Annotated in this window: 21 protein-coding genes and 1 pseudogene; 5 read left to right on the top strand and 17 right to left on the bottom strand. The window is 62.6% G+C overall.

Going from position 1 to position 25,962, the window contains the following annotated elements; all coding sequences use genetic code 11:
* Nucleotides 1-9: 9 nt before the first annotated feature.
* Both dhaK and AC3EML_RS06760 read left to right on the top strand, forming a co-directional pair.
* Nucleotides 10-996: a dihydroxyacetone kinase subunit DhaK gene (gene dhaK / locus AC3EML_RS06765; protein ID WP_023694188.1), complete on the top strand. Its 987-nt coding sequence runs from the start codon at nucleotides 10-12 to the stop codon at nucleotides 994-996.
* 448 nt (nucleotides 997-1,444) lie between these two features.
* Entirely contained in the window at nucleotides 1,445-2,470 is a 1,026-nt protein-coding gene (locus tag AC3EML_RS06760; RefSeq protein WP_352521761.1) for a nucleotidyltransferase family protein, read from the top strand.
* 8 nt (nucleotides 2,471-2,478) lie between these two features.
* Here the strand turns inward: AC3EML_RS06760 and AC3EML_RS06755 are convergent, their stop codons facing one another.
* From AC3EML_RS06755 to AC3EML_RS06740, 4 genes are all read right to left on the bottom strand, one after another.
* Nucleotides 2,479-3,474, bottom strand: coding sequence for a phosphoenolpyruvate carboxykinase (ATP) (locus AC3EML_RS06755; RefSeq protein WP_023694189.1), 996 nt, complete (start codon nucleotides 3,472-3,474; stop codon nucleotides 2,479-2,481).
* Nucleotides 3,471-3,905, bottom strand: coding sequence for a lasso peptide biosynthesis B2 protein (locus AC3EML_RS06750; protein ID WP_352521711.1), 435 nt, complete (start codon nucleotides 3,903-3,905; stop codon nucleotides 3,471-3,473). The genes AC3EML_RS06755 and AC3EML_RS06750 overlap by 4 nt, the downstream gene beginning before the upstream one ends.
* The gene (locus AC3EML_RS06745) at nucleotides 3,905-4,192 is read right to left on the bottom strand and encodes a PqqD family protein (protein ID WP_023684213.1); all 288 of its coding nucleotides are present in this window, start codon (nucleotides 4,190-4,192) and stop codon (nucleotides 3,905-3,907) included. The genes AC3EML_RS06750 and AC3EML_RS06745 overlap by 1 nt, the downstream gene beginning before the upstream one ends.
* Before the next feature lie 545 nt (nucleotides 4,193-4,737).
* Entirely contained in the window at nucleotides 4,738-5,535 is a 798-nt protein-coding gene (locus tag AC3EML_RS06740) for a DUF2259 domain-containing protein (RefSeq protein ID WP_023689998.1), read from the bottom strand.
* A 218-nt stretch (nucleotides 5,536-5,753) separates the two neighbouring features.
* Between AC3EML_RS06740 and AC3EML_RS06735 the strand changes: the two genes are divergently transcribed.
* Nucleotides 5,754-7,661 (top strand): propionyl-CoA synthetase, encoded by a 1,908-nt coding sequence (locus tag AC3EML_RS06735; protein ID WP_352521713.1) that lies wholly within the window; start codon nucleotides 5,754-5,756, stop codon nucleotides 7,659-7,661.
* Nucleotides 7,662-7,732: 71 nt separating this feature from the next.
* Nucleotides 7,733-8,434 carry a metallophosphoesterase family protein gene (locus AC3EML_RS06730; protein WP_352521714.1) on the top strand — a complete coding sequence of 234 codons (702 nt, stop codon included), beginning with the start codon at nucleotides 7,733-7,735 and terminating at the stop codon, nucleotides 8,432-8,434.
* An 89-nt stretch (nucleotides 8,435-8,523) separates the two neighbouring features.
* On the opposite strand, the gene AC3EML_RS06725 is transcribed toward AC3EML_RS06730, so the two are convergent.
* The 6 genes from AC3EML_RS06725 to AC3EML_RS06700 all read right to left on the bottom strand — a co-directional run bounded on the left by AC3EML_RS06725 (nucleotide 8,524) and on the right by AC3EML_RS06700 (nucleotide 16,154).
* Nucleotides 8,524-10,902 carry a polysaccharide biosynthesis tyrosine autokinase gene (locus AC3EML_RS06725; RefSeq protein ID WP_023668794.1) on the bottom strand — a complete coding sequence of 793 codons (2,379 nt, stop codon included), beginning with the start codon at nucleotides 10,900-10,902 and terminating at the stop codon, nucleotides 8,524-8,526.
* 183 nt (nucleotides 10,903-11,085) lie between these two features.
* Nucleotides 11,086-11,982: a UTP--glucose-1-phosphate uridylyltransferase GalU gene (gene galU, locus AC3EML_RS06720; RefSeq protein WP_023668795.1), complete on the bottom strand. Its 897-nt coding sequence runs from the start codon at nucleotides 11,980-11,982 to the stop codon at nucleotides 11,086-11,088.
* 75 nt (nucleotides 11,983-12,057) lie between these two features.
* Nucleotides 12,058-13,008, bottom strand: a complete 951-nt coding sequence (locus AC3EML_RS06715) for a glycosyltransferase family 2 protein (protein ID WP_352459273.1) — start codon at nucleotides 13,006-13,008, stop codon at nucleotides 12,058-12,060.
* Nucleotides 12,998-13,942: a glycosyltransferase family 2 protein gene (locus AC3EML_RS06710; protein ID WP_488505178.1), complete on the bottom strand. Its 945-nt coding sequence runs from the start codon at nucleotides 13,940-13,942 to the stop codon at nucleotides 12,998-13,000. Before AC3EML_RS06710 ends, AC3EML_RS06715 begins: the two co-directional genes overlap by 11 nt.
* The gene (locus AC3EML_RS06705) at nucleotides 13,942-14,937 is read right to left on the bottom strand and encodes a glycosyltransferase family 2 protein (protein ID WP_023696971.1); all 996 of its coding nucleotides are present in this window, start codon (nucleotides 14,935-14,937) and stop codon (nucleotides 13,942-13,944) included. The genes AC3EML_RS06710 and AC3EML_RS06705 overlap by 1 nt, the downstream gene beginning before the upstream one ends.
* Before the next feature lie 44 nt (nucleotides 14,938-14,981).
* Nucleotides 14,982-16,154, bottom strand: coding sequence for a glycosyltransferase (locus AC3EML_RS06700; RefSeq protein WP_352521716.1), 1,173 nt, complete (start codon nucleotides 16,152-16,154; stop codon nucleotides 14,982-14,984).
* 177 nt (nucleotides 16,155-16,331) lie between these two features.
* On the opposite strand from AC3EML_RS06700, the pseudogene AC3EML_RS06695 reads away from it, so the two are divergent.
* Nucleotides 16,332-17,498 (top strand): annotated as a pseudogene (locus tag AC3EML_RS06695) (polysaccharide pyruvyl transferase family protein); the annotation flags it as partial.
* 225 nt (nucleotides 17,499-17,723) lie between these two features.
* Here AC3EML_RS06695 and AC3EML_RS06690 read toward each other — a convergent pair.
* The 7 genes from AC3EML_RS06690 to AC3EML_RS06660 form a co-directional block, all read right to left on the bottom strand.
* Nucleotides 17,724-19,187: a lipopolysaccharide biosynthesis protein gene (locus AC3EML_RS06690; RefSeq protein WP_352521717.1), complete on the bottom strand. Its 1,464-nt coding sequence runs from the start codon at nucleotides 19,185-19,187 to the stop codon at nucleotides 17,724-17,726.
* Nucleotides 19,184-20,353, bottom strand: coding sequence for a glycosyltransferase (locus AC3EML_RS06685; protein ID WP_352521718.1), 1,170 nt, complete (start codon nucleotides 20,351-20,353; stop codon nucleotides 19,184-19,186). Before AC3EML_RS06685 ends, AC3EML_RS06690 begins: the two co-directional genes overlap by 4 nt.
* A gap of 221 nt (nucleotides 20,354-20,574) precedes the next feature.
* A complete protein-coding gene (locus AC3EML_RS06680; RefSeq protein ID WP_352521719.1) occupies nucleotides 20,575-21,816 on the bottom strand; it encodes a glycosyltransferase in 1,242 nt (413 codons plus the stop codon).
* Nucleotides 21,817-22,035: 219 nt separating this feature from the next.
* Entirely contained in the window at nucleotides 22,036-23,115 is a 1,080-nt protein-coding gene (locus AC3EML_RS06675; RefSeq protein ID WP_023711257.1) for a glycosyltransferase, read from the bottom strand.
* 31 nt (nucleotides 23,116-23,146) lie between these two features.
* Nucleotides 23,147-24,478: a UDP-glucose dehydrogenase family protein gene (locus AC3EML_RS06670; protein WP_352521720.1), complete on the bottom strand. Its 1,332-nt coding sequence runs from the start codon at nucleotides 24,476-24,478 to the stop codon at nucleotides 23,147-23,149.
* A gap of 55 nt (nucleotides 24,479-24,533) precedes the next feature.
* Nucleotides 24,534-25,433, bottom strand: a complete 900-nt coding sequence (exoK, locus tag AC3EML_RS06665; protein WP_488505177.1) for an endo-1,3-1,4-beta-glycanase ExoK — start codon at nucleotides 25,431-25,433, stop codon at nucleotides 24,534-24,536.
* Between the two features lie 121 nt (nucleotides 25,434-25,554).
* On the bottom strand, nucleotides 25,555-25,950 hold the full coding sequence (locus AC3EML_RS06660; protein ID WP_023694203.1) for a cytochrome P450 family protein: 396 nt from the start codon (nucleotides 25,948-25,950) through the stop codon (nucleotides 25,555-25,557).
* Nucleotides 25,951-25,962 lie beyond the last annotated feature (12 nt).

Raw genomic sequence — 25,962 nt, 5'->3', positions numbered from 1 at the left:
GGAGGACACATGAAGAAGTTTATGAATTCCGTCGACACGGTGCTGACCGAAAGCCTCAACGGCTTCGTTGCAGCTCATGCCGACATCCTGGTGCTGGGCGAGGAGCACAAATTCATTCGCCGCAAGGTGATGAAGCCGGGGAAGGTGGCGCTGATCTCGGGCGGCGGTTCCGGCCACGAGCCGTTGCATGCCGGCTTTGTCGGTCACGGCATGCTGGACGCCGCCTGCCCCGGCCAGGTCTTCACCTCGCCAACGCCGGACCAGATACTGGCGGCGGCCGCCGCCGTCGATACCGGCGCCGGCTGCCTGTTCATCGTCAAGAACTATGAAGGCGACGTGATGAATTTCGACATGGCCGGCGAAATGGCCGACGGCGTCCTGCAGGTGGTGATCAATGATGACGTCGCCGTCGAGAATTCGTCCTTTACGACCGGCCGGCGCGGCGTCGCCGGCACGCTGGTGGTGGAGAAGATCGTCGGCGCCGCCGCCGAGCAAGGCATGGCGCTGGCGGATCTCAAGGCGCTCGGCGGTCGCATCAACAGCGCGACGCGTTCGATGGGCGTGGCGCTGACCAGTTGCACGGTGCCGGCGGCCGGCAGGCCGACCTTCGAGATTGGTGATGGCGAGATGGAATTCGGCGTCGGCATTCATGGCGAGCCCGGCCGGCGTCGCGACACGTTGAAAAGCGCCGATGCGATCGCCGAAGAGATTTGCGCCGCGATCCTGGGCGATCTCGGCGACAGGGCGAAAGGCCCGGCACTGTTGTTCATCAACGGCTTTGGCGGCACGCCGCTGATGGAGCTCTATCTGATGTACAACAGCGCCCGAAACATCTTCGAAAAACAGGGCGTGACGGTGACCCGCTCGCTGGTCGGGTCCTACGTGACATCGCTCGACATGGCCGGCTGCTCGATCACGCTGACCATGCTGGATGACGAGGTAACGTCAATGTGGGACGCGCCGGTGCACACAGCCGCGCTGCGCTGGGGACTGTAACGGAGGGGCCTTGCCCATATCCCGAACAGGCGGCTTATGAACTTGCCTTAGCCTGCGGGACCGGACGGACCGTTACCCGCAGTCACGCCGACAGATTGCCCGCCTGCAGCGCGGCTTGCCTTGCGGCCGACCGCTCCGGCTTCATCCAAACCGAAGCCGTAGAAGTCTTATCGCGGTATCGGCAGCGACGGCCCGGCCACCACGCTGGACAACTTTCCTGCCTTGCGCAGCACGGGCGCTTCATACTTTTTCTTGGCCATTCCAAACACCCTTTTCAGTCAAGTGCAAAAGAATGGACCGAAACCGTGGAAAGTCAATTCATGAGCTGGTTCTGCCACCACACGCTGGCTTCATGCATGCTTTTCTGCAACATACGCTCCTCTGAGTTGGTTGTTTGACGCAATTCCGGACGGGAATTGCTGATGTGGGCGAACGCAATCCGGGTTTGATGCTGCCATCTCTTGCGCCTGCCGATGAAAAACTGCTGCTGACCTTCGCCGACCCGGAGGCGACGGTTGCCATTGGCCGTGACGTTGCTGCCGAAAGCTTGCTGGCACTGCTCGCCAATGCCGAGTTCCACGGCGTGCTGCCGATCATGCTGCGCAAGCTCAGCGAGATCGGCGACGCCCAACTGCCTGCGGACGCAGCCTTGCGGCAAAAGCTGTCGGAACTGCGTGATCGCTCGACGCTGGCGACCGGCCAATCGATGCTGCTGCAATATCATGGCGACCGCATCATGAAGGCATTGGCGGCGAAAAATCTTCCGGCCCGCATCGTCAAGGGTCCGGTCTTCGCACGCAAACTTTACCGCCACGCCGCTGACCGGCCGTTCACCGACATCGACATTCTGGTCGAGCCGGCCAGCATCATTGAAGCCAACACGGTGATTGCCGGATGCGGCTTCGAGCTCTGGAGCGGCGAGGCGCAGTCGCAGGATCTGCAGGAGTTCAAGTGGCTGGAGAAGGAGAATACCAGCCTGCTGATCGAACTGCACGGCAACCTGGTGCATGATTCCGGCATGCGGCGGCGGCTGTCGCTGGGCTTTCGCGAATTGCAGATCATCGACGGCAGCGAGGCCGACACGCCGGCCGCGCTGCTGACCATCGCCATTGTCCACGCCGCCGGCGGGCACAAGTTCCACCGGCTGCAGCTTTGCGTCGATGTGCTGCAGGGCGTGCGCGCGCTGCGGTCGCCCGCGGATGAAGACCGGCTTTTCGAGGCGGCGCGCATCAGCGGCATCGAGCTCGAACTGGCGACGGTTCTCAATGTGACGGGGCGGCTGTTTGATGCACCGCGCGCGATCGAACTGGCCGACCGCATCAAGCCCGACCTCTCGATATTTTTGGCCAAATGGCTGATCACCGGCGATACGCTGCTCGGCGTCAATTCCAGGGACAAGATGCATTCGCGCCTGCGCCGCGACGCCTTCCGCTGGATCCAGCGCCTCGCCAGGCCAAAGCCGCATTCTGCCTGAAGTGTGCTTTAGTCCCGCGCCGCCAGCGCCGAGCGGATCAGCGGGGCCGCCTCGGCCGGGTTCGCGCCGACTTCCAGGGTAAATGTCGGGACGGCTTTGACCAGCGTTGCGATGGTTGCCATGCGGCGCTTCTGCGCCGGCAAAAGGCCGGTCATGCCGGTCCTGACATTGTCGGTGGCAAGCGCCACCATGGCGTCTGTCCTGGTCATGGGCACGAGCCGGGTTTGCGCGTCCGCCGAGCGGGCGAGATGAAACAGTGCCGCAACCGGTCTGCCGACAGTTTCCTCGATGCGGATGATCTCGGCGAGACGTTCCAGCGAGACGGCCTGCTCGCCATTGGCGTCCCATTTGTCGCCAAGGCAAGGCGCCACGAAGGGCAGCATTGCCGCGGTGTGGCGGTGGACCTTCACCTTGCGCGGCAAGCCCCAGGCCGTGATGCCGCCACCGGCCAAAACCTTGAGGATCATGGCGTCATCCGAGCACAGGCCGAAACCTTGCGACGCCAGCGCCAGCGACGTCGTTGACTTGCCGGTGCCGCTCGGCGCATGGATCAGCACGAGCGCCTCGCGGCCGGGCAATGTCAGGCCGGCGGTGTGCAGCATGTGCTGGTCGCCGGCATCAAGTGCTGCATCCAGCACCATCATCAGCACCGTCCATTTGACCTTGGCATCGGGATGGACTCGTATCTCGGCCCAGCCTCCATCGGCATTGATCGAGACGGTCTGCAGGCCGGGAAAGACCAGATGAACGGTGCCGCCACCGTCGATCAGCCGGCAATGGCCGTCCTCCGGCACCTCGCCGTCGAAAGCGAGTTTTCCGGCAGGCGATTCCGGTAACTCCCGCGTCTCGACGATGTCGACGCGGAAATCGGGCTCGACCGGCCCGCTCACGCGCAACGTGCCGAGCAAGAGGTCGAAGCTCGGCCAGAGATCGGCCCGCGAGGCCGATATGCTGATGACCTGGCCCTGGAGATCATAGCAGAAGGTGGTCGCCGGACCGGTCAAGCAGCGTGCGCCTTTCCGGCATCGGCGTGATGGCGATAGATCTGCACCATGCCGGGGAGGCTGTCCGAGACCACCGGGCGGCCATCGAGACAGACCCAGCAATGGGCAGACATACGCGGCGCCTGCATCGACTTCGGATCGACGCCGAAGCGCAGATCCGGATCGAAGCCGGCAAAGCGCAGGAAGCGGTGGGCGAGCAGGCCCTGGCGCAGGCATCTGCGGTCGCGCATCAGCCAGGGGTGCCGGACGGTCCGGTTGACGGCAGCGACGATGTAGGCTGACGACAGGCCGCGATAAGGGGTGGGTGCGCTGAGCGGCGCCCATTTCAGCACCGATTCGAAGCTGCGGCGGCCGATCAGGGTCGGCATCAGCCGCGCGCTTGCCCATAAATGGACACGAAACAAAGCGCGCAGGAGAACGCCGTCCACCATCAGGGAGCCGGGTCGGCGAGAATGCCTTCGCTCACCAGTTCGGCGGCCAGCGCCGCCATGTCCTGGTCGAGCGTGCCCTTGTCGACCTCGAACTCGTCAGACAACAGGACGACGATCTGGTCAAGGCTGCGGGCGCCGTCCACCTTGTCGAGAAAGGCTTCGGTGGTGCCGTTGCAGGTGTAAAGCTGGCCGCTGCGCGCCAAGAGCACGACGGCGCCATCGCCGACATGCTGGACCGAGGCGTCGTCCGCCAGCCGCAGAACCATTTCAGAACCGATTTGGGCCATGGAGCCCCTCCACCATTTTCCTGGAGAGCAGATAGCGCGGCGATGCGGGTCTGTCCATTGCGCGGACGAGAGGGAGAACAAGCCGGCCTGACCGTTCTGTGGCAATCCGGCAACGCCACCATCCTCACGACACAGGCAACCGAAGCCTAATGGAGACATCCAATTTCAGATTGTGGTAACTTCCACATCATTCAGAGCCTGAGAACGGGGAAGCACCCCAGAAATAGTCGGTGATTGCGGCTGGGAATCACCGCCGCAAACGGTCAAGCCAGCTATCTCGCAGGGTCAAGGTGTTGCTTTTCTTACCTAAAGTAAGCTATGGAGTCGCGGCGTTTTGGGAGAGCATTGGGTATGCGTTACAACTGGGAGCGGGCGCCGACCGCGTTCGAACGTCATCGAAAAGCGTTGGCAGCCGCCATATTGATTGCGGGTGGCGTCGGGCTGATGCTGGCGGCCTTGCCGCTTTAAGACTGATATCCGACACGAACGCCCTGCTTTCTCCGGGCGCATGAGCTTTTTCTGCCTGCCACAAGACGGGCCGCGGCTTAGCGTGCATGGCCGGTTACGGCGATGAAGCGGCGGTCGCGTCCTTCGAAGCCCTGGCTGAAGCGCTGCACCAGCACCGCCACTACCGCCGGCCTGCCGGGCGGGGTGTATTCGTAGGATTCCGACAGGCTGTAGGAAGTCGGGCAGTTGCGCGAGCCCGGCACGGCCTTGTCCTCGTGCAGCACCTTGAACGGCTTGCCGTCCTGCCCCTGCAGCGACAGGCGGAAGCCGCGCGCCTTGCCCGTCTTGGCGCCTTGAAGTTTCTTTTCGCCCTGAAGTGTCTTGTCGCTCGGAAGAGCCTGGTCGCTTGGCTTGGCGTCATCGAAGCTTGCCGAGCAGTCCGTCTTGCTGTCGGCCAAAATCTCATCGAGCTGGATGGTCGAAATCTGTGTTTCGCCATAGAACGGCGACAGCCATTTCTGCGCGGCTTGCTCGAGGCGGGAAATGTCGTTGTACTCGACCGTGTCGTCCGGGAAGGTGAACCTGTCGGAGGCCGTGCGCGTGCCGCGCTCGGCGATGCCGTATTTGGCCAGGATTGGCGCGGCCTGCTTTGCGGCCTGCGCCCGTGCCTGCTCCACCGTCGTGGTCGCCTCTTCCGATTCGTCGAGGACAAGGATCGGCTTGCCGCCGACGAACTCGTCTGTGCTTGTGTCGATGATGTCGATCTGCGACCAGCCGGAAACGGCAGCGTCGAGCTCGCCATATTGCTCGAAGGCGAAATATTTGCCGTCGGGGGAAAAGCCGATGATGCGCCGCGCGGCGGCATCGCCGGCCTGGGCGGCGGAAACGATCGTCAACAGCAGCGCTGCTCCAACGGCAGATCCAACCCCGTATCGTACCGTCATTGCGCGCCCTGCCCCGATTTCAAACCCGGCCATGGTGCCTGCAATTTATGGCCAAGGCGAGATCGGCCAAGCGCCAAATTTCGGGAAAGACATGGCATTTGGGGAAAGACGTGGCCGGGAAAACCCGCATAGGCTATTGCAAGATAGAGAGTTTTCCCGAGGAGGGATGAATGGCGTCACGCTACCACGAGGTCTATGACGGCTGGAAACGCGACCCAGAACAATTCTGGGCCGATGCGGCCGAGGCGATCGACTGGTATTCGCCGTGGACCAGCGTCTTCGATGCCAAGGCCGGCGTTTACGGGCGCTGGTTCAACGGCGCCAGCTGCAACACCTGCTTCAACGCTCTCGATCGCCATGTCGCAGGCGGCCGTGCCGACCAGATCGCACTTATCTACGACAGCGCGATCACCGGCACGGTCAAGAAATTCACCTATGCCGAATTGAAGCGCGAAGTGGTAGCGCTGACTTCGGTGCTCAAGAACCGCGGCATTCGCAAAGGCGACCGCGTCATCATCTACATGCCGATGGTGGCCGAAGCGGCGGTCGCGATGCTTGCCTGTGCCCGCATCGGCGCGGTGCATTCGGTGGTGTTCGGCGGCTTTGCCTCGCACGAGCTCGCCACCCGCATCGACGACGCCAAGCCGAAGCTGGTCATCTCCGCGTCCTGCGGCCTGGAGCCTGGACGTGTCGTGGCCTACAAGCCGCTGCTCGACAAGGCGATCGAAATGTCCCGCCACAAGCCGGACGCCTGCCTGATCCTGCAGCGCGACCAGCTGCGCTGCGATCTGAGGGAGCATTACGATATCGATTTTGCCGACGCCGTTGCCCGCGAGCGCGCCGCGGGCGCCAACGTCGATTGCGTTCCGGTGCTCGCCACCGACCCGCTCTACATCATCTACACCTCCGGCACGACCGGCCAGCCGAAGGGCATCGTGCGCGACAATGGCGGCCACATGGTCGCGCTCAAATGGACGATGGAAAACGAGTTCGGCGTCAGACCGGGCGAAGTATTCTGGGCGGCCTCCGATGTCGGCTGGGTGGTCGGCCATTCCTACATCGTTTACGGACCGCTGCTGCATGGTGCGACAAGCGTGCTGTTCGAGGGCAAGCCGATCGGCACACCCGACGCCGGCACCTATTGGCGGGTGATCGCAGAACACGGCGTGGTCGCGCTGTTCACCGCGCCGACGGCCTTCCGCGCCATCAAGGGGCAGGACCCCAAGGGCGAATTCGTGCCGAAATACGATCTGTCGAAATTCCGCACTCTGTTCCTGGCCGGCGAACGCGCAGACCCGGAAACCATCAAATGGGCGGAGCAGAAACTCAACGTGCCGGTGGTCGATCATTGGTGGCAGACCGAGACCGGCTCGCCGATGACCATCAACCCGGCGGGCCTCGGCCTGCTGCCGGTGAAATACGGCTCGCCCGGCGTGCCGATGCCGGGCTACGACATTCGCGTGCTCGACGATGCCGGCCATGAAGTGCCGCGCGGCACACTTGGCAATGTGGCGGTGAAACTGCCGCTGCCGGCCGGCTGCCTGCCGACGCTGTGGAATGCCGACGAGCGTTTCCGGCAAGCCTATCTCGAGGAATTTCCCGGCTTCTACAAGACGGCCGATGCCGGCATGATCGACGACGACGGCTACCTCTATGTCATGGCGCGCACAGACGACATCATCAATGTCGCCGGACACCGGCTGTCGACCGGGGCCATGGAGGAGGTGCTTTCAGCGCATCCCGATGTTGCCGAATGCGCCGTCATCGGCGTCGCCGATGTGATGAAGGGCCAAGTTCCGCTCGGCTTCGTCGTGCTCAATGCCGGTGTGTCGCGCGATACTGCTGCTATCGAAGGCGAAGTGGTGGGGCTGGTGCGCGAACGGATCGGCCCGGTCGCCGCCTTCAAGACGGTGGTGACGATCAAGCGCCTGCCCAAGACGCGCTCCGGCAAGATCCTGCGCGGCACCATGCAGAAGATCGCCGACAAGGAAGAATGGACGATGCCGGCGACCATCGACGATCCCGCCATTCTTGACGAGATCACCGCGGCGCTCAAAGCCCGCGGCATCGGGGTCTGACGGCCCCAGTGGCGTTGTTTCAGCGGTCCAGACCTCCCCGGCCGGCGCCGCGCGAGCGCCTGGAAATGGATATGGACGACACCGTCGTCTACGCGATCGGCGACGTGCATGGCTGCTACAAGGAATTGCTGTCGCTGGAGCAGAAGATCCAGCTCGACGCGCTGCAATTTCGCGGCCGCAAGATTATCGTCATGCTCGGCGACTATATCGATCGCGGGCCGCAATCGGCGCGCGTGCTCGACCATCTCTTGGCGCTGCCGCCAACAGGGTTCCTGCGCGTCTGCTTGGCGGGAAACCACGAGGTGGCGATGCTGAACTATCTCGACGGCTATCTGTCGCGGGACCGCTGGCTGGCGGTCGGCGGCCGCGAGACGCTGTTTTCCTATGGCGTCGATCCGGCGCGGCTTGCCAGCCTCTACGCATCAAGCGACGCGGTCGACCGGCGCGTGAAGGAAGTCATCCCGGCCAGCCATATCGATTTCCTGCGCAGCCTGCCGGTCTTGCTCTGTTCGGATAAATTCGTCTTCGTCCATGCCGGTATCAGGCCGGGTATCGACCTGGTCGCACAGGATGAGCAGGATCTGCTCAACATCCGCGACGAGTTCTTCAACGCCGCCCATCTGCTCGACCGCTTTGTGGTGCACGGGCACACGCCGGTCGATATTCCCAGGCTCGACGGGCGCCGGCTCGGCATCGACACCGGCGCCTTTCAAAGCGGCCGGCTGACAGCGCTCAGGATCGCGGGTAAATTCGGCAAGCTGATCTTTTCCTGACCTGCCGTGCTTCTTCGTTTGAGCGTGATCCTTTCCGAAAACCGGATCCGCTTTTCCGGATCACGCTCCTTTTCAGGATCGCGCTCCGTTCAGGCGGCGGTCTTGGCCCGCACGTCCGATTTCTCCAGATAGTAGGTCGAATAGCGGTCGAAGAACTTTTCCGAGCCGCCGAGCGAGCCGTATTTCGGCAGCTTCTTCAGATCGACCTTGTTGAGCACGGCGCCGACGACCTTGCTTGCGACGTAGGGTTCCTGCTCCAGCAGCGAGCGCACCATGGCGCGCGGCGTGCGGCCCCATTCGGCAACCAGCACGAAGCCGTCGACCAGCGGCGCAAACGCCTTGGCGTCGACCACGGGGCCGAGCGGCGGCAGGTCGACGATGATGTACTCGAACGTCTCCTTGGCGTTGTCGATGAAGCGCCGCATGCCGGCCGACGACAGCAGCTCGCTGGTATGCGAGAACTGCCCACGCAGCACGGCCGGGATGATCGCCAGCTTGGTCTGGCGGTCGACTTTGCCGACCGACTGCCAGGTCTGGCCGTTGACCACGGCCTCCATCAGCCCCTGCTCGGCCTCCATGCCGAGGTTGCGGCTGAGGCCAGGATTGCGCAGATCGGCGTCGATCAAAAGCGTCTTCGAGCCGTTGGCGGCCAGCAATCCGGCGAGATTGGCGGCGACCGTAGACTTGCCCTCGCCGGGCAGGACCGAGACCACGCCTATGACCCGGCTGCCTTGCCCTTCCATGACGACGTCGAAGGCGATCTTGGCGTTGCGCAGCGTTTCGGAGAACATCGATGCCGGCGCATCGACGCTGACCCGCATGCGCGCCCGTTTCTCGGCCGCCGACAATGTGTTGGCGCCTTTGGCATCCGCCGCACCGCCGTCGGCGTCCTTGCCGAGCCTGCCGCCGATCATCGGCAAATAGCCGAGGAATTTGAGGCCGACGCGATCGCGAATGTCCTCGCCGGTCCTGAAGAAGCGCTCGTTGAACTCATTCAGGCCACCGAAGCCGGCGCCAAGCAGCACGCCAAGCACCAGCGACAGCGCCAGCACCCTGGAGGTGCGCGGGCTCGAGGCGGAAAGCGGCGTTGAGGCATCCGAGATGATGCGGACCTTGCCGACCGGGAAGGATTGCTGCTGCGAGGCCTCCTCGTAGCGGCTAAGGAAGGTCTGGTAGAGCGTGGTCAGCGCCTGCGCCTGCTGGTCGAGTTCGCGCAGTTTGACCTGGCTCTGGTTGTCGATGGAGCTCTTGCCGGCCGCGTCGGCGATCTTCTGCCTCAGTGAGGTCTCGCGTGAAAGCGCGACTTCATATTCATTGCGATAGCTTTCGGTCAGTTGCTTCAACTCGCCGAAAATCTGGGTCGACAGGTCGGCCTTTTCCTTGGCCAGCGCCACCGCCTGCGGATGGTCGGCGCCGAAATTGGCCGTCACGTCCTGCAGCCGCTTGGCCACTGTGAGATAGCGGGTCTTGAGCGTTGCAATGACCGAGCTTGCCGGCTGATCGCTTGAGATGGCGGAATCGTTGAAGGCATTGTCCGAGCCGCTTTCGACGATGGTCTTGTATTGCTGGTAGCGGGCGCTGGCGCGCGCCGTATCGGCCTGCGCGACGATCAGTTGCGCGGTGAGATCGGCAATCTGTTTGTCGCTGATCAGCTGGCCGTCGCTGTTGGCGGCCAGACCATGCTCGGCCCTGAATTTCTCGACCGCCATAGCGGCCGCCTGTGAGTTCTGACGAAGCTCGGTCAGCCGGCCCTGCAGCCAGACCGCAGCGCGCTCGGTAGCGTCGAAGCTGGCATTGAGCTGGTCGGCGAGATAGGCGTCGGCATAGGCCTTGGTGATGGCGGTGGCGAGCGCCGGATTGGTCGACTGGTAACCGATGGCGAGCACATAGGAGCGGCCGTTGCGCTGCGCCAGCACCTCGCTCTGCAGCTTCAGCACGGCATAGTCGTGGCGCGCCGTCTGCATCATGGCCTGGCGTGTCGCCTCATCGACGTTTTCCATGCCGGGAATCTGCTCGGCGGAACTTGAGCGGAAATAGCCGATCACGCCGCGCACGAAGCCGATGCCCTTGACCAGCGCCGATTGCGGCGGGTTCATGAACTCTGCGTTCTGGTCGAGTTTCAGCTTGTCGACCACCACCGAGGCCAGCCGCGCCGAGGTGATGATTTCGATCTGGCTGAGCAGGGCGGCGTCGGTCTGCATGGTGACGGATGCAGCCGAGATGTCGTCGATGACCTTGTTCAGGCCTTCGTCGATCAGCACGCTGGCGACCGACATGTATTGCTTGGGCGTGGTCTGCAGATAGAGCAACCCCAGGAACAGGCCAATGATGGCGCAGACTGCCACCACCTTGACCTGACGCGCCGCCATGCCAAGCAGGCGCTCGACGTCGATGAAGTCTTCACCCTTTTCCTGATCGGGGTTGGGCAACGGCATCCTCTTGTCGAGAGGAAAGCTGGCATAATTCATCTTCGATCCAATTCTAGGTTACAGGCGCCGGAGCGAGACGGGGCACCTCGCCCGGAGCTGCGGAGATCGGGGGCAAGATATGCAACGCAAGCTTCATGCCATCTGGCGCCGGGCCTGAGCGGCCTGGCGTGCAGGCACGAGCCGCGCCATCGTCCAAACGCATATGCCCTCGAAAGATGGGCATTATGCGGCCACTTCCTGACGCTCATGCGACCGCACGAACGCCTGCAGCATTTCCAGCACAGGTCCCTTCATGTCGTCGCGCGCCAGCGCGAAGGCGATGGTGGCCTCTATGAAGCCTTCCTTGGAGCCGCAGTCGAACATGCGGCCATTGAAAGGCTGGGCAAAGAAAGACTGGCTTTTCGCCAGCCGCACCATGGCATCGGTAAGCTGGATTTCGTTGCCGGCGCCGCGTTGCTGGTTGCCCAGCAGCGAGAAGATCTCGGGCTGCAGGATGTAGCGGCCGTTGATGTAGTAATTCGACGGCGCATTGGCCGGCGCCGGCTTTTCGACCATGGCCGTCACCTCGAAGCCGCTGCCTGTCTCGGCGCCGCGCCCGACGATGCCGTATTTGCTGGTCTCGCTGGGATCACAGCGCTCGACGGCGATCACATTGCCGCCGGTCTGCTGATAGAGATCGACTGTTTCAGCCAGGCAACCTCGGCGGCCGAACGACACCATATCGGGGAGCAGCAGGGCGAAGGGCTCGTCGCCGATGACTTCGCGTGCGCACCACACCGCATGGCCGAGACCATGTGGCGACTGCTGGCGGATGAAGCTGGTGGCGCCGGCCACGGGCAGCATGCTTTCGAGCGCCTCCAGCTGGGTCTTCTTGCCGGTTTGTTCGAGCGTTCCAATCAGTTCGGGGTGCAGGTCGAAGTAGTCCTCGATGACAGCCTTGTTGCGGCCGGTGACGAACACGATGTGCTCGATGCCGGCTTCGAAGGCCTCGTCCACCGCATATTGGACGACCGGCCGGTCGACCACGGGCAGCATCTCCTTCGGAATCGACTTGGTTGCCGGCAGGAACCGTGTTCCAAGCCCCGCCACAGGGATGACTGCCTTCCTGATTTTCTTCATCGCAAATTCCTTCTGAGCAGATCGATTTCAGCCTGTTGCAGGCCACGAACAAACGTCTTGATGTACTCGCCCTCCTTACCTCTCCGCGCCGACGGCAAACTGCGCCGCCACCCTTTTGAGGCGGACGGCGATCGGCATCGACATGTGCCTGACAGCCGCCGGATCACTTAGCGCGGTGCGTATCGCTTTCAACGGCGAACGCGCCTTGATGTGCTGGACCAGCGACAGGAACGATGCCGCCTTGCGCAGGCTGCGGGCGCGTTTGGCGAAGGCGGCCGCAGCAGCAGCGTCCATGGAATTGGTCTCGGCGAAGACCGCGTCGGCCTTGCGCATCGCCTCGATATGGTGAAGCTCGAGCACGCGCGAGATCGAGCCCGTGCGGATGTGGTAGATATAGCCGGTCGTCGGCTCGACGACGCATTTTCCGCTCTTGGCCAGCGCGTTGGCGAGCAGGATGTAATCCTCGCCTATGCTCAGACTTTCATCATAGCGAAGCCCGTTTTCGATCAGGAAACGGCGCTGGAAGATCGGCTTGAGATAGCCAAGGTTGAACGTGGATTCGAAAACGATGTTGCCAGCGATGTAGTCGGCGAGCGTGATTTCACGCAGGCCCTCCAGATATTTGGCGGGAAACATCGTCGCTTCGGCAATGCCGTCCTCGCGCACCACCTGGAGGTTGTCGACGGCGATCACAGCGCCCGCGCTTTCGGCTCGCGCGATCATGGCGGCGAGCCGCCCGGGCAGGACGGCATCGTCGGAATCGAGCACCGCGACCCAGCGGCCTGTGGCGAGGTCGATGCCGGCATTCCTGGCGCCGCCAGGGCCACGATTTGCCGGCAGCGCAACCACTTTGACGACATCTTTTGGATAGGCTCTTGCGACGTCGAGCGTGTTGTCGCGCGACTGGTCATCGGCGACGATGATTTCGACGCTGACATCGCGCTGGGCCATGGCGCTTGCGATCGCCCGGTCGAGCGTGGCCGCGGCATTGTGGGCTGCGATGACAAAGGAGACGTCAGGCTGCACGCTTGCCTCCTTGCTGCGGGGAAGACAGTCCGTATTGGCGAATTTCGCTGATACCGACCAGGCCGCTGACGACGCCGACATGCATGATGCCGCGCAGCACGCTGCGGTTGCGGCGGACCGGGCTAATCGCAGTCAACGCCGCCATGCCGAAGCAATAGGCGGCCTTGGCCGAGGCGAGGCCGACCTCCTTCGCCCGACGGACTGCGCCCGCATTGTGGCCAACAAGGTGGCCATGCGTCTGACCGAAGCGGAAGCGGCGGCGGCGCAGCCAGTCGAAAGCGGCTCGCGAACGCGGCACGACTTCCTCGACCAACGCCTCCGGCGCAAAGGCGATGCGACCGCCTGCCTTGACCATGCGGTCGAAGAATTCGGTGTCCTCGCCGCCGCTCTGGCCGCGCGCCAGGCTGAAACGACGGTCGCGCAAGCTGTCGGCGCTCATCCTCAAAAGGACGTTGCAAGTGTAGCCGGTGCGGATTTCGCCCTGCACCCAGACCGGCAAGGTCGAATGGAAATCGCCCTTGCGCATCCAGTCCGGCGCATCCGGGCGGTAGAGCGCCCGCACCGGACCGAGCACGGCCTCGGCGCCGCTTGTCTCCGCGATAGCAACCAGTTCGGCCAGCCATTGCCGGGAAGCGGTTTCATCGTCGTCGATGAAGGCGAGAAAATCGGCCGTGCTGGCATCAAGACAGGCGTTGCGGGCGACCGAGATGTTGCGCGCCGGGGCGTGCCGGTAGCGGACCACGAGCTTCAATTCGCTCGCCAGCGCGGTCACCAGCGGCTCGGCGGTCGGCTCGTCGTCATTGTCGGCGACGATGACGCCGATGCCGAAACCGGCAGGCATATCCATGGCAGCGAGCGACCGCAGCGTGTCGGCCAGTTCCGGCCGCCGGAACGTGCAGACGCAGATGTCGATGCGGCGGCTGTCGGCGACCATCATGCCACCCCGCGCTGCGATCGCGAGCCGAGCAGTTGCAGCCAAAACCCGAGCGACCAGCCGAAATGCATGACCATCGCCGAAATGCCTGTCAGCACATTGCTGGGATTGCGCTGGCTGATGGCGGTCAAAGCGCCGTAGCCCAGACAGACCGAAGCCCAGACCAGCAGAGGCACCGCCGCCAGCCAGTGGATAAAGGAAAATGCCGCGAGAAGGACGACCGGCGCCACCAGCAGCGGGATCATCTGCCGAGCTTTCGGGATCATGCGGTGCTTGAGCACATTCTTGGCGCGGCCGCGGCCATAACCGAGATATTGAAAATACAGGCCCTTCAGCGACGAACGCGGATAGTAGACCATCTGGGTCTTGCCGCTCATCCAGATGCGGTAGCCAGCCTGGCGCAGCCGGTAGTCGAGTTCGGCATCCTCATTGTGGCTGAAGGTCTCGTCATAGCCGCCGACCGCGGTGAAGGCCGAGATCCGGATCAGCGCGTGATGGCCATGGTCCACCCATTCGCCGGCGGAAAGGTGCCGGTGCTTGGAGCCGCCGGTGCCGAGCTTGGAATTCTGCGCCGCCGCGACCGCTTTCTGCACCGCGCCGCTGCCGCTGGTCAGCATCGAGACGACGACCGAATCGGCTGAAGTGGCGAGCGCCTCCTCGACCAGCCGGTCGCAATAATCGGCGGGATAGCCGCCATGGGCATCGATGCGGATCAGATATTCGGCGCCGTCACCGAGGCAGGCAACGGCGAGGTTGATCGCCGCGCTCTGGATACGTTTTGGGTTGTGCAGGAGGACGACCTGAGGGTCCTTGGCCGCAACCGCTTCGACAATGGCCAAAGTGCCGTCGGTGCTGCCGCCATCGGCAACGACGATGCGGGCGCCGAGCCTTAGCGCTGCCGGCCTGAGCTGCTCGAGCAGCGCGCCGATATGGGCTGCCTCATTCAGGCACGGAATGACGATCAGGCTCGACGGAAGCGCTTCGGTTTGCGTCATCGGCGCCTTCCCATACTCTGTATTTTTCCCATCATCAGCCATCGCTAAGCCAGCGCTTCGGTCACGAAGGGACCGGGGACCGCCGCCAGACCGCGCAACCTGTCGACAAAGGCGCGGCAGTCGCTGCCGTCGTAGCTCCAGGTTCGTGGGTTGCGGGCCAGCACGCGCGCCTTGGCCTTGCCGAAGTGCTCCTGGTCCATGCGGCCGAGCGCGGTTTCCAGGATTTCGGGCGTGGCATCGGAAAGCAGGATGCCAATGTCCTGCTGGTTGAGAAAGCGCCCCGTCTCGGTATTGCCCATCGAGATCGGTACGGCGCCGAAGCGGCAGCCCTCATAGAGGCGGTTGGGCAGCAACCATTCCGAATTCTGCCCTTCCTCGAAGAAATCGATCGCCCAGGAAAAATGCACTTCGCCGTAGATCGCGGCCATGTCTTCCGGGTTGCGGTAGGGGCCACGAAAGGAGAGATAGGGTTCGGCCTCGACAAAAGCATGGAAATCCGGGAATTCCGAGAGTGCCGGACGGCCCCGGAGGACGACCTCGAAGCGCCCGCCCTGACGGCGCGTGAAGTCGGCCAGCAGCTCCAGCGAGCGGCGGCAGCGCAGCGCGCCGAACCAGCCGATGCGCCATGGGGGTGCTGCAGGGTTTTCGGCCTTTGACCGGTGATCCAAGACGATCGGCGCGGTTTCGAAGTATTTGTTTTCGACCAGTTCCACCGGTGCGGCGACCTGCCCGAACGGCTTGAAATAATTGGCGATGAAGGCCGGTGAACTCGTCACCAGAAGCTTCACGTCGCGGGCGAGATAACGCTCCGCTGTGCGCAGCGCCTTGCCCAGCATGTCATTGCGCAGCACCAGGCGATGGATGTCGAGGCATTCGTAGACGATCGGCACGCCGCCGCGAAAGGCGGCCTTGGCGCGCCTGGCCAGCGCCAGCATTTCCAGATTGCGCGCGATGATGAGGTCGGGCTTCGGCATCGCCGCAAGCTTCGAGCCTATCGACAGCGCCGCCTTGGCGACCGCCGCCAGACGCTGGCCGAATCGGCCGTCACGCGTCGCGCCGAGGTCGACCGGCTGCAGCCCCTCGACGTCGGGAACAGCATTTGTGGTCCGACGGAAGCCGGCCAACGTGACCCGCGCGCCGCCTGCCTTGAGCATTATGATCCGCCGGCGCACCGCCGGGTCGGAAACATCGTGCACAAGGTACAAGACATGCAGCATGAAAACTCGACCGCTGTTGGCCCACCCACGGGAATGCTAACCCAGCTTTTGCTGCATCGCAACATTTTTGGTGCGCCGTAGCATAAGTGCACGTTTTTTGTTGCACTGCAAAATTGATGCGTTACCCTCCGTCGGGCTTGAGCGCCGCTCTGACTGGTCACCCAGCCCGATGCAGCGATGAATTGTGACGCGAGCCGCATCGGGATCGTCCTGGCGTTGGTGTTTTCGGTCACCATGCCCGTCCTAGGCACCGCAGGCCCCGCCGCGGAATCTGCTGACGAAATGAGGTATCCCATGAAGATCGTCGTTGAAAACACAGTCTGCCTGAATACCGGGGATGCGGCGATTCTGCTGGCGATCCGCCACATTCTCAAGACGATCGTGCAAGGCGACGTGCGGTTTGCCGTCTTCGACAGCCAGCCCGAGGTTGCGGAACGACTCTATCCGAAGACGGATTATCCCGACCTCGAATTTCATAAGCTGCTGTCGGAATCCCTGTTCCGATACAAGAATGGCAGCGGGCTGAGGGACCGGTTCAAGCCGATCTACAATCGGCTCGTTCTCCAGGCCCTGCGCTGGTTTGGCAGCAGCGCGCTAGGCAATTTTTTCAGCCATCGCGACCGGCGCGGTCTCGATATCTACGCCGACGCGGACATGGTGGTCACCACAGGGGGAACCTATCTCGTCGAGAACTACAATCTCGAACGACGCCTCAATCAGTTCAGGCTCGATGCCGTATTTGGCAAAGATCCGGTCTTCTTCACGCAATCCCTCGGTCCGTTCGACAAAAGTTACAACCGCCAGGAGCTCGGCCCGATCTTTGACCGCAGTCCGCTCATCCTGCTGCGCGACGAACCGTCGCGGACCCATATCCGGGACTTGGTGAAGGATCTCGGCAAGTGCCACGTGGTGGCCGATGCCGTATTCGCCTTGGCCGATACCGACAGGATCGGCAAGCGTCTCGCTTCCAGCCAGCCGCCGGCGTCGACGGGTCGCGTCGCTATTTCGGTCCGCCACTGGAACTACGTCAGCGACGGTGAGGGCGGCATGCGCCGCTATCTGGATTCGGTCCGCGAGATCGCCACAATTCTTGTCAGGGACCTTGGCAAGGAGGTGACCTTCGTCTCCACGTGTCAGGGTGTGCCGGAATATGCCCATGACGATTCCAAGACCGCGCAGGCCATCGTTGCCGAGCTCGATCCTGAGATCGCCAGCCACGTGACGGTGGACGCTTCGTTCCACACGCCGGACCAGTTGATGGCGCTGGTGAAGGGCTTCGACTTCGTCGTCGCGACGCGCATGCATATGATGATCATGTCGCTTTGCGTCGGCACGCCGGTGCTGCCGATCGCCTACGAGTTCAAAACCAAGGAAGTGGCCAAGCGAATCGGTGTCGACGATGTGCTGCTCGACATCGACACCGTGACGCCCGAAGAGGCGCGCGAAAAGCTCGGCCGGTTTGCGGGAGATCTCGACCGCTATCGCAAGACAAGCCTTCAGGCCGTGCTCGAAGAACATGCTTCGGCAATGTCGGCCACAAACCTGCTGGCGCCGCTGATCGCCGGCCGCTCAGCGGATATTGCGCGCGGCGTTGGACAGGGTGGTGAACAAAGCGCGTCGCGACTGCGGGACGGCAAGCATGAAAACGAGACCGATGCCGTAGTTGAGGGCAAGCGCCAAAAAGACCGCGAGCAGGTCTGACTGGCCCGTTAGAGACGCCGGCAACCACAGGTACAGGAACCAGGCAAGCAGGGACGAGGCGATGAAAAGCCCCTGCATGAGCAGGAAGTCGGCCGCGGTCACCGGACCGACGCGATGGACCAGTAGCGCCAGCACGGGAACGCGCAGCACGTAACCGCTGATGGCATAGGCCGCGGCAACGCCGACGGCGCCCCAGTGCAGGCCGACGACGAAGGCAGCGACGGTCGTCAGCGACGAATAGATGCCCCAATGGAACATGGTCTTCGTCTTGCCCTGACAGATGAATATCCATCCCGTCGTGCTTGAAACGGACTGGACCAGGCTGGCGATGCCCAGCCAGGCAAAGATCGGTGCGACCGGTGCCCAGCCCGCGCCGAAGAGAAGTGCGACGATCTGATTGGAGGTCAGCGTCAGCGCCGCGATGCCCGGCATGGTAACGGCCGCCAGCATCCAGTTGGTGCGCACATAGATATCGCGAAAGCGGGCCTTGTCATCGTGGATGCGGCTGAGCAGCGGCACCATGACCCGTGTCAGCGGCTGGTTGATGTTCTGCAGCGGGAACAACAGGAGCTTGTAGGCGCGGTCGTAATAGCCGAGTTCGATCGCACCGGAATATTTTCCGATGAGAATGTTGTCGAGATTGCGCGAGAAGAAGTTGGCGAGGTTGAAGCCGGTCAGGTTGGCGCCGAACGACAATATATCGGCATCGACCTTCAGGTCCGGCCGCAAAGGCGTCCAACGCGCCACCAGCCAGGCGGCAGCCAGGGCGATAGCTGCCGAAACCGCCGGGCCGATGACCAGCGACCAGTAGCCCAACCCCGCATAGGCCGCGATCGCGGCGGCCAGAAGTCCGGCGGCGGCGCTTATCACGTCGTTCAGTGCGAGCTGGCCGAACTGCAGGTGCCGGTTCATCAACGCCAGCGGCACTGCGGCCAGACTGCCGAGAAGCAGCGGCAGGGCGGAGCCAAGGGTGATGCCGGACATACGTTTATCGCCATAGAATGCGGCGATGGCAGGCGCCAGGCCGGCCACTACCACGGCACTGCCCAGCCCGACGAGCGCGCTGATCCAGAACACCTGGTTGAGCTGCTGGTTGCTGATGTCCTTGCGCTGAACCACAGCCTGCTGCAGGCCCAGATTCTGAAGCAGCCCGACGAAGGCGACGATCGGCCCGACGGAAGCCACCAGACCGAAATCCTCGGGGATGAGCAGACGGGCCAGCACGATGACGGAGAGAAACTGGATCGCCATCTTGAAGCCCTGGGCGCCGATGGTTACTAGCCCGCCGCGCAGGGCGACACGACCGAACTGGGGGGGCGGATTGGCGTTCATGCAAGCGACCTCGTTTCGCCAAGCCGCATGGCGATTTCCACGAAATGTTGGTTCAGCAGATCGGAGTTGAACTCCGCCTCGATCTTCTTGCGCGCCGCGAGAGCGATCCCTTCACACGGCTTCGGATTCTCGGCGATCCAGGCAAGCTTGCCGGTCAGCGCCGCAACGTCCCGCTCAGCCACGAGAAAACCCGTCTTGTGATCATCGATCAGTTCAGGGACCCCGGAATGATATGTGCTGACCACCGTCAGGCCCGCGGCCATCGCTTCCATCAGCGAAACCGGAATGCCTTCCAGATCGCCATCGCGGGCGCCGACGCTGGGCAGCAGGAACACATGCGCATCGCGCAGACGCTGTTTGACTTCGCTGTGCGGCCGGGGCCCAAGAAAATTCACCCTGTCGGCAATGCCGAGCTCTGCGGCGATCCCCTTCAGCTGCTCGAGAAGTTCTCCGCCGCCGATCACCGAGTAGATCCAGTCTCGCCGCGGCAGGCCAGCAAGCGCGCGAAGCGCATATTCGATGCCCTTCTTTTCAGTCAGGCGGCAGACCGAGATGAAAGAGAGCGTAGCCTGCTCCCATGAACGCCACCGATAGTCGATGTCACTCGGCCGCACCCCCATATGGTGAACCACAACCTGCTCCGGCGATGCACCGACCTCAATCAAGGCATCGCGGAAAAACGCATTCACCGGCAGTTGAAGAACGCCCTTTTCGAACACAATCTTGTAGCGCGCGAGCGTATTGTCATGCAGCGGTTCGCCGACATCACGGCCGTGAAATATCGTCACCAGGGGAGCGGAAATCCTCCCGCGCTTGATGGCGCGGGCCACGCGCATGCCGTTGTTGCCGAAATGGGCAACGATGACGTCGGCGCCCTGCAGTTTTCGCGCATGAGCAATGTCGATGGCGGTCGAGAGCTTGTCCCAGAACCTGCCGGACCATTTCCTGAGCAGCGGGCGATAGCGACCCAGGCCACCCCACCAGCATACGACCTTTCCTGGCAGCGCCTGCCAGCGCGGATCATCGATGTTGCTGTCCCTGCCGAAGGACGTCTCGTTGCAGACGACGGCGACTTCCATGCCGCGCTCAAGGCATCCGGCTATCTGGTCGAGAACAAAGGTTTCGGACAATGAAGGGAACTTGTCGACTACGAAGCAAATCTTCATCGGCAGGATGCGCTCGTGCGGAGAGCCGGTGTGCCCTTGACAAAAGCCGGGCCGAAAACAGGGTGCCGGAGGCACAAGACATGCAGCATGGAACTCTACCGCTGTTGGCCCACCCGCAGGAACGTTAGTACAGGTCTTGCTGCACTGCAACATTTTTGGTGCAGTGTAGCAAGATTTCCCTCAGCTTGGCGTGCCTGCCGATCAAACGCAGAGGAGCAGTGTCAGCCGGCAGATGAAGGATCCGCCAAGCCCTCGGAAACGCCGACATGACCAGTGGGTGCATGCGCAGGGCTCGATGTGGCCAGTTGGGTGACGATCTGCGCAAAACGTTCATTCAGAACATCTGCGTTGAAGTCCTCCTCGACTTTGCGGCGTGCGGCAAGCGCGATACGCTCGCATTCGGTCGGGTGCTCCGCGGCCCAGGCAAGCTTGCCGGCAAGCGCTGAAATATCTCGCTCGGGCGCAAGCAACCCCGTCTCCCCATCCTTGATGAGCTCCGGGATTCCCGAATGATACGTGCTGACCGCAATCAATCCGGCGGCCATGGCCTCCATGAGCGCGACCGGAATGCCTTCCATATCCCCGTCGCTGGCAGTGATACTTGGCAGCAAAAAGAGATGCGCCATGCGAAGCCGTCTTTTCACCTCTGCGTGAGGGAGGCTGCCGAGGAATGTTACGCGACCAGCCAAGCCCAGCTCTACGGCCAGCTTCTCCAGATTCATCCGCAGAGGACCGTCGCCAACAATGTCGTAACGCCAGTCTAGCTGCGGCTGGGAGGCGTTGAGGGAGGCCAGGGCTCGCAAGGCGAACTCGACGCCTTTCTTTTCGACCAGGCGGCAAACCGTCGTCACGACCAGTTGGGTGCCTTCCCACGATTCCCAGCGATAGCCGATTTCGCGGGCGTCAATTCCCATATGGTGGACCGTCGCGCTCGCCTGCGACAGGCCGGCTTCCAGCAGCATCGTGCGGAAGTAATCGTTGACGGGCAGGTTCAGGGTCCCATGCTTGATCAGCCCGGCATATTGTGTCGCGAGCACTGCCTGCCGCGCCGGGATCGCCACGTCCGCGCCGTGAAAGATGGTTATGATCGGTGGTTTGAGCACCTTCCATTTCTTCAGTGCGGCTGCTCTCTCGCCGTTCTGTCCGAAGTGGGCGACAATCACGTCGCAGCGGTTCAGGCGGCGTGCAAAGGCGATGTCGAGAACGGTCGAGGCCTTGTATCGCAGACGCGGCGGCAGACGTTGTACAAATTTGCTGATTCCAGCGGCCCATCGCCACCAATGTCGGGTTCTGGCGAGCAGCGTCGCCATCGGCTCGCTTTGCCGGTCAATTCGGTGGTCACCTTGCATCTTTTCGCAGACGACTTCGACCTGAAAGCCCCGCGCCAGCAGCCCAGCCATCTGGTCCACGACGAAGGTTTCCGAAAGCAGAGGGAATTCGCCGACGACAAAGCCCACGCGCATGACCCGCCCATAAGGTTGGGGCTTGCTCGAACCAAGCGGTCCATATCGCACAAGCCCTAATGTAGACAGGCAGAATACACGTTGATTGCTGCAGTGCCACAAAATATTGCACTGCAGCAATTAAAAGTGATCCGGAGGGATAGGCGCACGACCTGGCTAACGGAAACTTTGCGCGACCACGGTCGTGCAGCGTCTCAGCTGAACTGCAACACGACGCGTTTAGGCTGCGCGCTCCAAACCGACACGTCTTGCGCGGTCGAGAACGCCCATGAACGTTGCGAACTGGCTGTCGGGGTTCATTTGCCGCCGCTCCGAAAACTGACGTGCTGTCGCTGACAGCCGCTTGTACTCGGCCTCGTCGCTCCACAGCCGCCTGACCGTTGCGACCCAGTCGGCGAGCGGGGCGTCGTAGTCCAATACCACGCCGCCGGCGCCGATCGCTTCCGGCAGACCGCCGCGCCGCGAGCCGACTACGGGAATGCCACTACAATGCGCTTCCGAGGCCACCCGGCCCCAGGCTTCTTCCCATTTGCTGGGCGCAAGCAGGATTTTCGTGCGGCCGTAGACCGTCTTCATGTCGCTGGTGCGGCTTTCCAGCTTGACGTTCTGGAGGGGAGAGATTGTTGCTTCGATCCGGGCTCGATGATCGTCGTCGAGCTTCCAGCTTTCGACGAACAGGAACGGGATCTCGGGACAGGCGGCGGCAATGCGCACCGCAAGATCGAAGCCTTTTTCCTCATATGGATTGATGAGCGTGACAAATTCACCGGTCGTCGGTGTGCTGTAGAACGCGGGATTGATGGTCGGCGGAATAACCGTCGAATCGATATCGAATTTTGCCTTATAGGCGCGCGCGGTGAACTCGGAGTTGGCGATATAGACCGCCGAATGGAGCTCACGCAGATCGCCGGCCAATTCGTCGAATTCGACATTCCTCAGATAGACAGTCAGCGGCACGCCAAGCCTCTGCAACTCTCTGCCGATCGGCACCGAATTGTGGCACTGCACGACCGCGACATCCGGCCTCAACTTTTTGACGGCGAAGTCGGCCGCTTCCCAGGGGAACCACGCCCGTACAACCGGATAGCCCGGGAAATTGTCGATGACCGCGCGCTGACGAAGGAGCTTCATCTTGGCGCGCGCCCTGAAGCCGAACATGCCGTCGCCGAACAGGGCTGCCAGAACGGATGCCTCGTGACCGTTTTCGCGCAATTGCTCGACCAGGTGGTGGGTGCTCGACTGGACGCCCCCGCTGAATTGCGGCGTGTAGCCGGTGCCGCCTGCAAACAGAACTTTCATGAACCTGGCTCCGCGTTGTGCCGCCCTGCCTTCACGCCGCCATCCTGCCGATCGAGAAATACTCGATGCCGTGACGGGCGATGACCTTGGGATCATAGAGGTTACGGCCATCGAAGATGACCGGCGTGGTCAGGGCATCCTTCACCGCGTCGAAGGACGGGGCGCGGAAACTCTTCCATTCGGTGGCGATCAGCAACGCGTCGGCGCCGCGCAGTGCCGCCTCCTTGGTGCCGCACAACAAAAGGTCGTCGCGCAGGCCGTAGATGGCCTGGCATTCCTGCATCGCCTCGGGGTCGTAGGCCTGCACATTGGCGCCGGACTGCCACAGCGCCTCCATCAGGACGCGCGCCGGCGCCTCGCGCATGTCGTCGGTGTTGGGCTTGAAGGCGAGGCCCCAGAGCGCGAAGGTCTTGCCCTTGAGACTGCCCTTGAAATAACGGTGCACCTTGTCGAACAGCACCGACTTCTGGGCATTGTTGCGCTCCTCCACGGCGCGCAGCAGCTTGGCGTCGAACTTGACACCTTCGGCGGTCTTGATCAGCGCGCGGACATCCTTGGGAAAGCACGAACCGCCATAGCCGAGGCCGGGATAGATGAAGTGGTAGCCGATGCGCGGATCCGAGCCGATGCCCTTGCGTACCTCCTCGATGTCGGCGCCGAGTTGCTCGGCCAAATTGGCCATTTCGTTCATGAAGGAGATCTTGGTCGCCAGCATGCAGTTGGCGGCGTACTTCGTGAATTCGGCGCTGCGCACGTCCATCACGATCATCTTCTCGTGGTTGCGGTTGAACGGCGCGTAGAGCTCCCGCATCACCGCCTCGGTGCCCTCGCTGTTGGTGCCGACAATGATGCGGTCAGGCTTCATGCAGTCGGCGACGGCGGAACCCTCCTTGAGGAACTCAGGATTGGAAGCGACGTCGAAAGCCAGGTCCTGGCGCCCGCGCGCCTTCAGCGTCGCGGCGATTTTGGCCTTCACCTTTTCGCAGGTGCCGACCGGCACGGTCGACTTGCCGACGACGATCTTGGGACCGTCCATCTCGCGGCCGATGGTCTCGGCCACCGCCAGCACATATTTGAGGTCGGCCGAACCATCTTCGCCGGGTGGCGTGCCGACCGCAATCATCTGGATCTCGCCATGCTTGACGCCGGCGGCGGCATCGGTGGTGAACTTGATGCGGCCGGCGGCGTGGTTCTCCTTGACCAGGGCCTCCAGTCCCGGTTCGAAAATCGGCACCAGGCCCTGGTTGAGCCGCTCGACCTTCTTTTCATCGACATCGACGCACACCACCTGGTGCCCGACCTCCGCCAGCACCGCGGCCTGCACGAGACCGACATAGCCAATTCCAAAGACCGTCAAATTCATTCGGGTTAATTCCTGTTCACGCCCTTTGGCCTTATATAGCCGGGCCGGTTCAGATCTACTTTATGCTGCTTACACTGCATGCCAGCAATTCCGGAAACTGGCACGGCTGGCCGAGCGCGGTGAAGGCGACGCGCTGCACCTGCATCGTCACCTGGCGGCCGGGGTCCGAAAAGGCGCCCATCCAGTTTTTCAGCGTGTCGCTGCCCCAGAGGCTGAAGAATATCTTCTGCGAGTGGGTCGGCAATTGCTCGGGATTGGTCACTTCCTGGACCAGCTTGCCGTTGACGTACCAGCGCAGCCGGTCCTTTTCCCAGATAAAGGCATAGTCGTTGAAGCCCTTGTCGGCGCCGCCTTCGACCTCGGCCAGCTTCTCGTTTTTGGGTTTGCCGGCGATGTAGCTGTTGACCTGCACCTTGGATGTATCCTTGGTCAGCACCTCGAAGTCGATCTCATACCAGGGCTGTTTGTCGGCAGGGCCGATATAGGTGAAGAAAGCGGCGTTGAGACCGGATCCGGTGTCGGTCTTCATCCGTGCTTCATAGGTCCCATAGCCGAAGCGCTGCTTGGTCTGGATCTCGGCGCAGGCGAACTCGCGGTCCTTCAGTTTGCGCTTTTCGAAGCCGAGCGTCAGCATGTTGTCGGAAACTTTTACCAGGCTTTTCGACCAGGTGCAGTTCTGGTGATTGCCGTTCGACCAGCCGTCGGAGACATACCAGCGCGAACGATCGAAACTCTTGAAATCGTCGACGAAGGACGGTGCGCTTTGCATCTCCGGGGAGGCGTCCTGGGCGCGGGAGGGGTGCGCGGCGCCGAGCAGAGCTGCGGCTGCCGCCAACAGAAGCGCACCAACGGATAGAAGACGCGTTGGGAATACAAGACGCATTGGCCGATTTGGCCGCGCGGAAATCATGGCATCGATTGCCGCCATGGGCGTCGTCTTCGGATCTGCGTTCATATCAATTCACCTTTGTGCTGTTCCGCCCCAACCCAAAGTCACCGATTGGCCCACATTGCTAACGGGCCGATCCCGATCCTCCGTCCCCGAACTTTCTCTTCTGTGTCTCGTGTGACCGTGTTCAGCCGAAGCGACCTGCGGGTTTGACATATTCGCCGTGCGAATCAGAACCCTGGCCATCCTCGCCGACGATCGCGTCGAGCGAATGACGCAGTTCCTTCATCCGGCTCGTCTGGCGCACCAGCTCGGCGATGCGCTGTTCGCAGTTCAGGATGGACTTCGTCAACTCGCCGACTTCCGACAGCTTGCTTGCCGACGCCGAGCCGTTCTCCATCGACTCGACCAGGAAGGCCGCGTTGGTGGACTTCGACCGGTAGCGGGCCTCCAGCCCGGTCTTCTCGGCCGCAATCTCGGCCGTGATCTGATCCAACAGCTTTGCCAGACGGTCGAAACGCGCCAGATCGGTCTGCTTGTCGCGCGCTGGGTCCCTGGACCTGAAGCCGAAAATTGAAGCCATCCGGTTGGCCTT

It is taken from the genome of Mesorhizobium sp. P170090 (assembly GCF_057786115.1).
The sequence above is the reverse complement of the archived record's forward strand: the minus strand, read 5'-3'. Positions and strand labels throughout refer to the sequence as shown.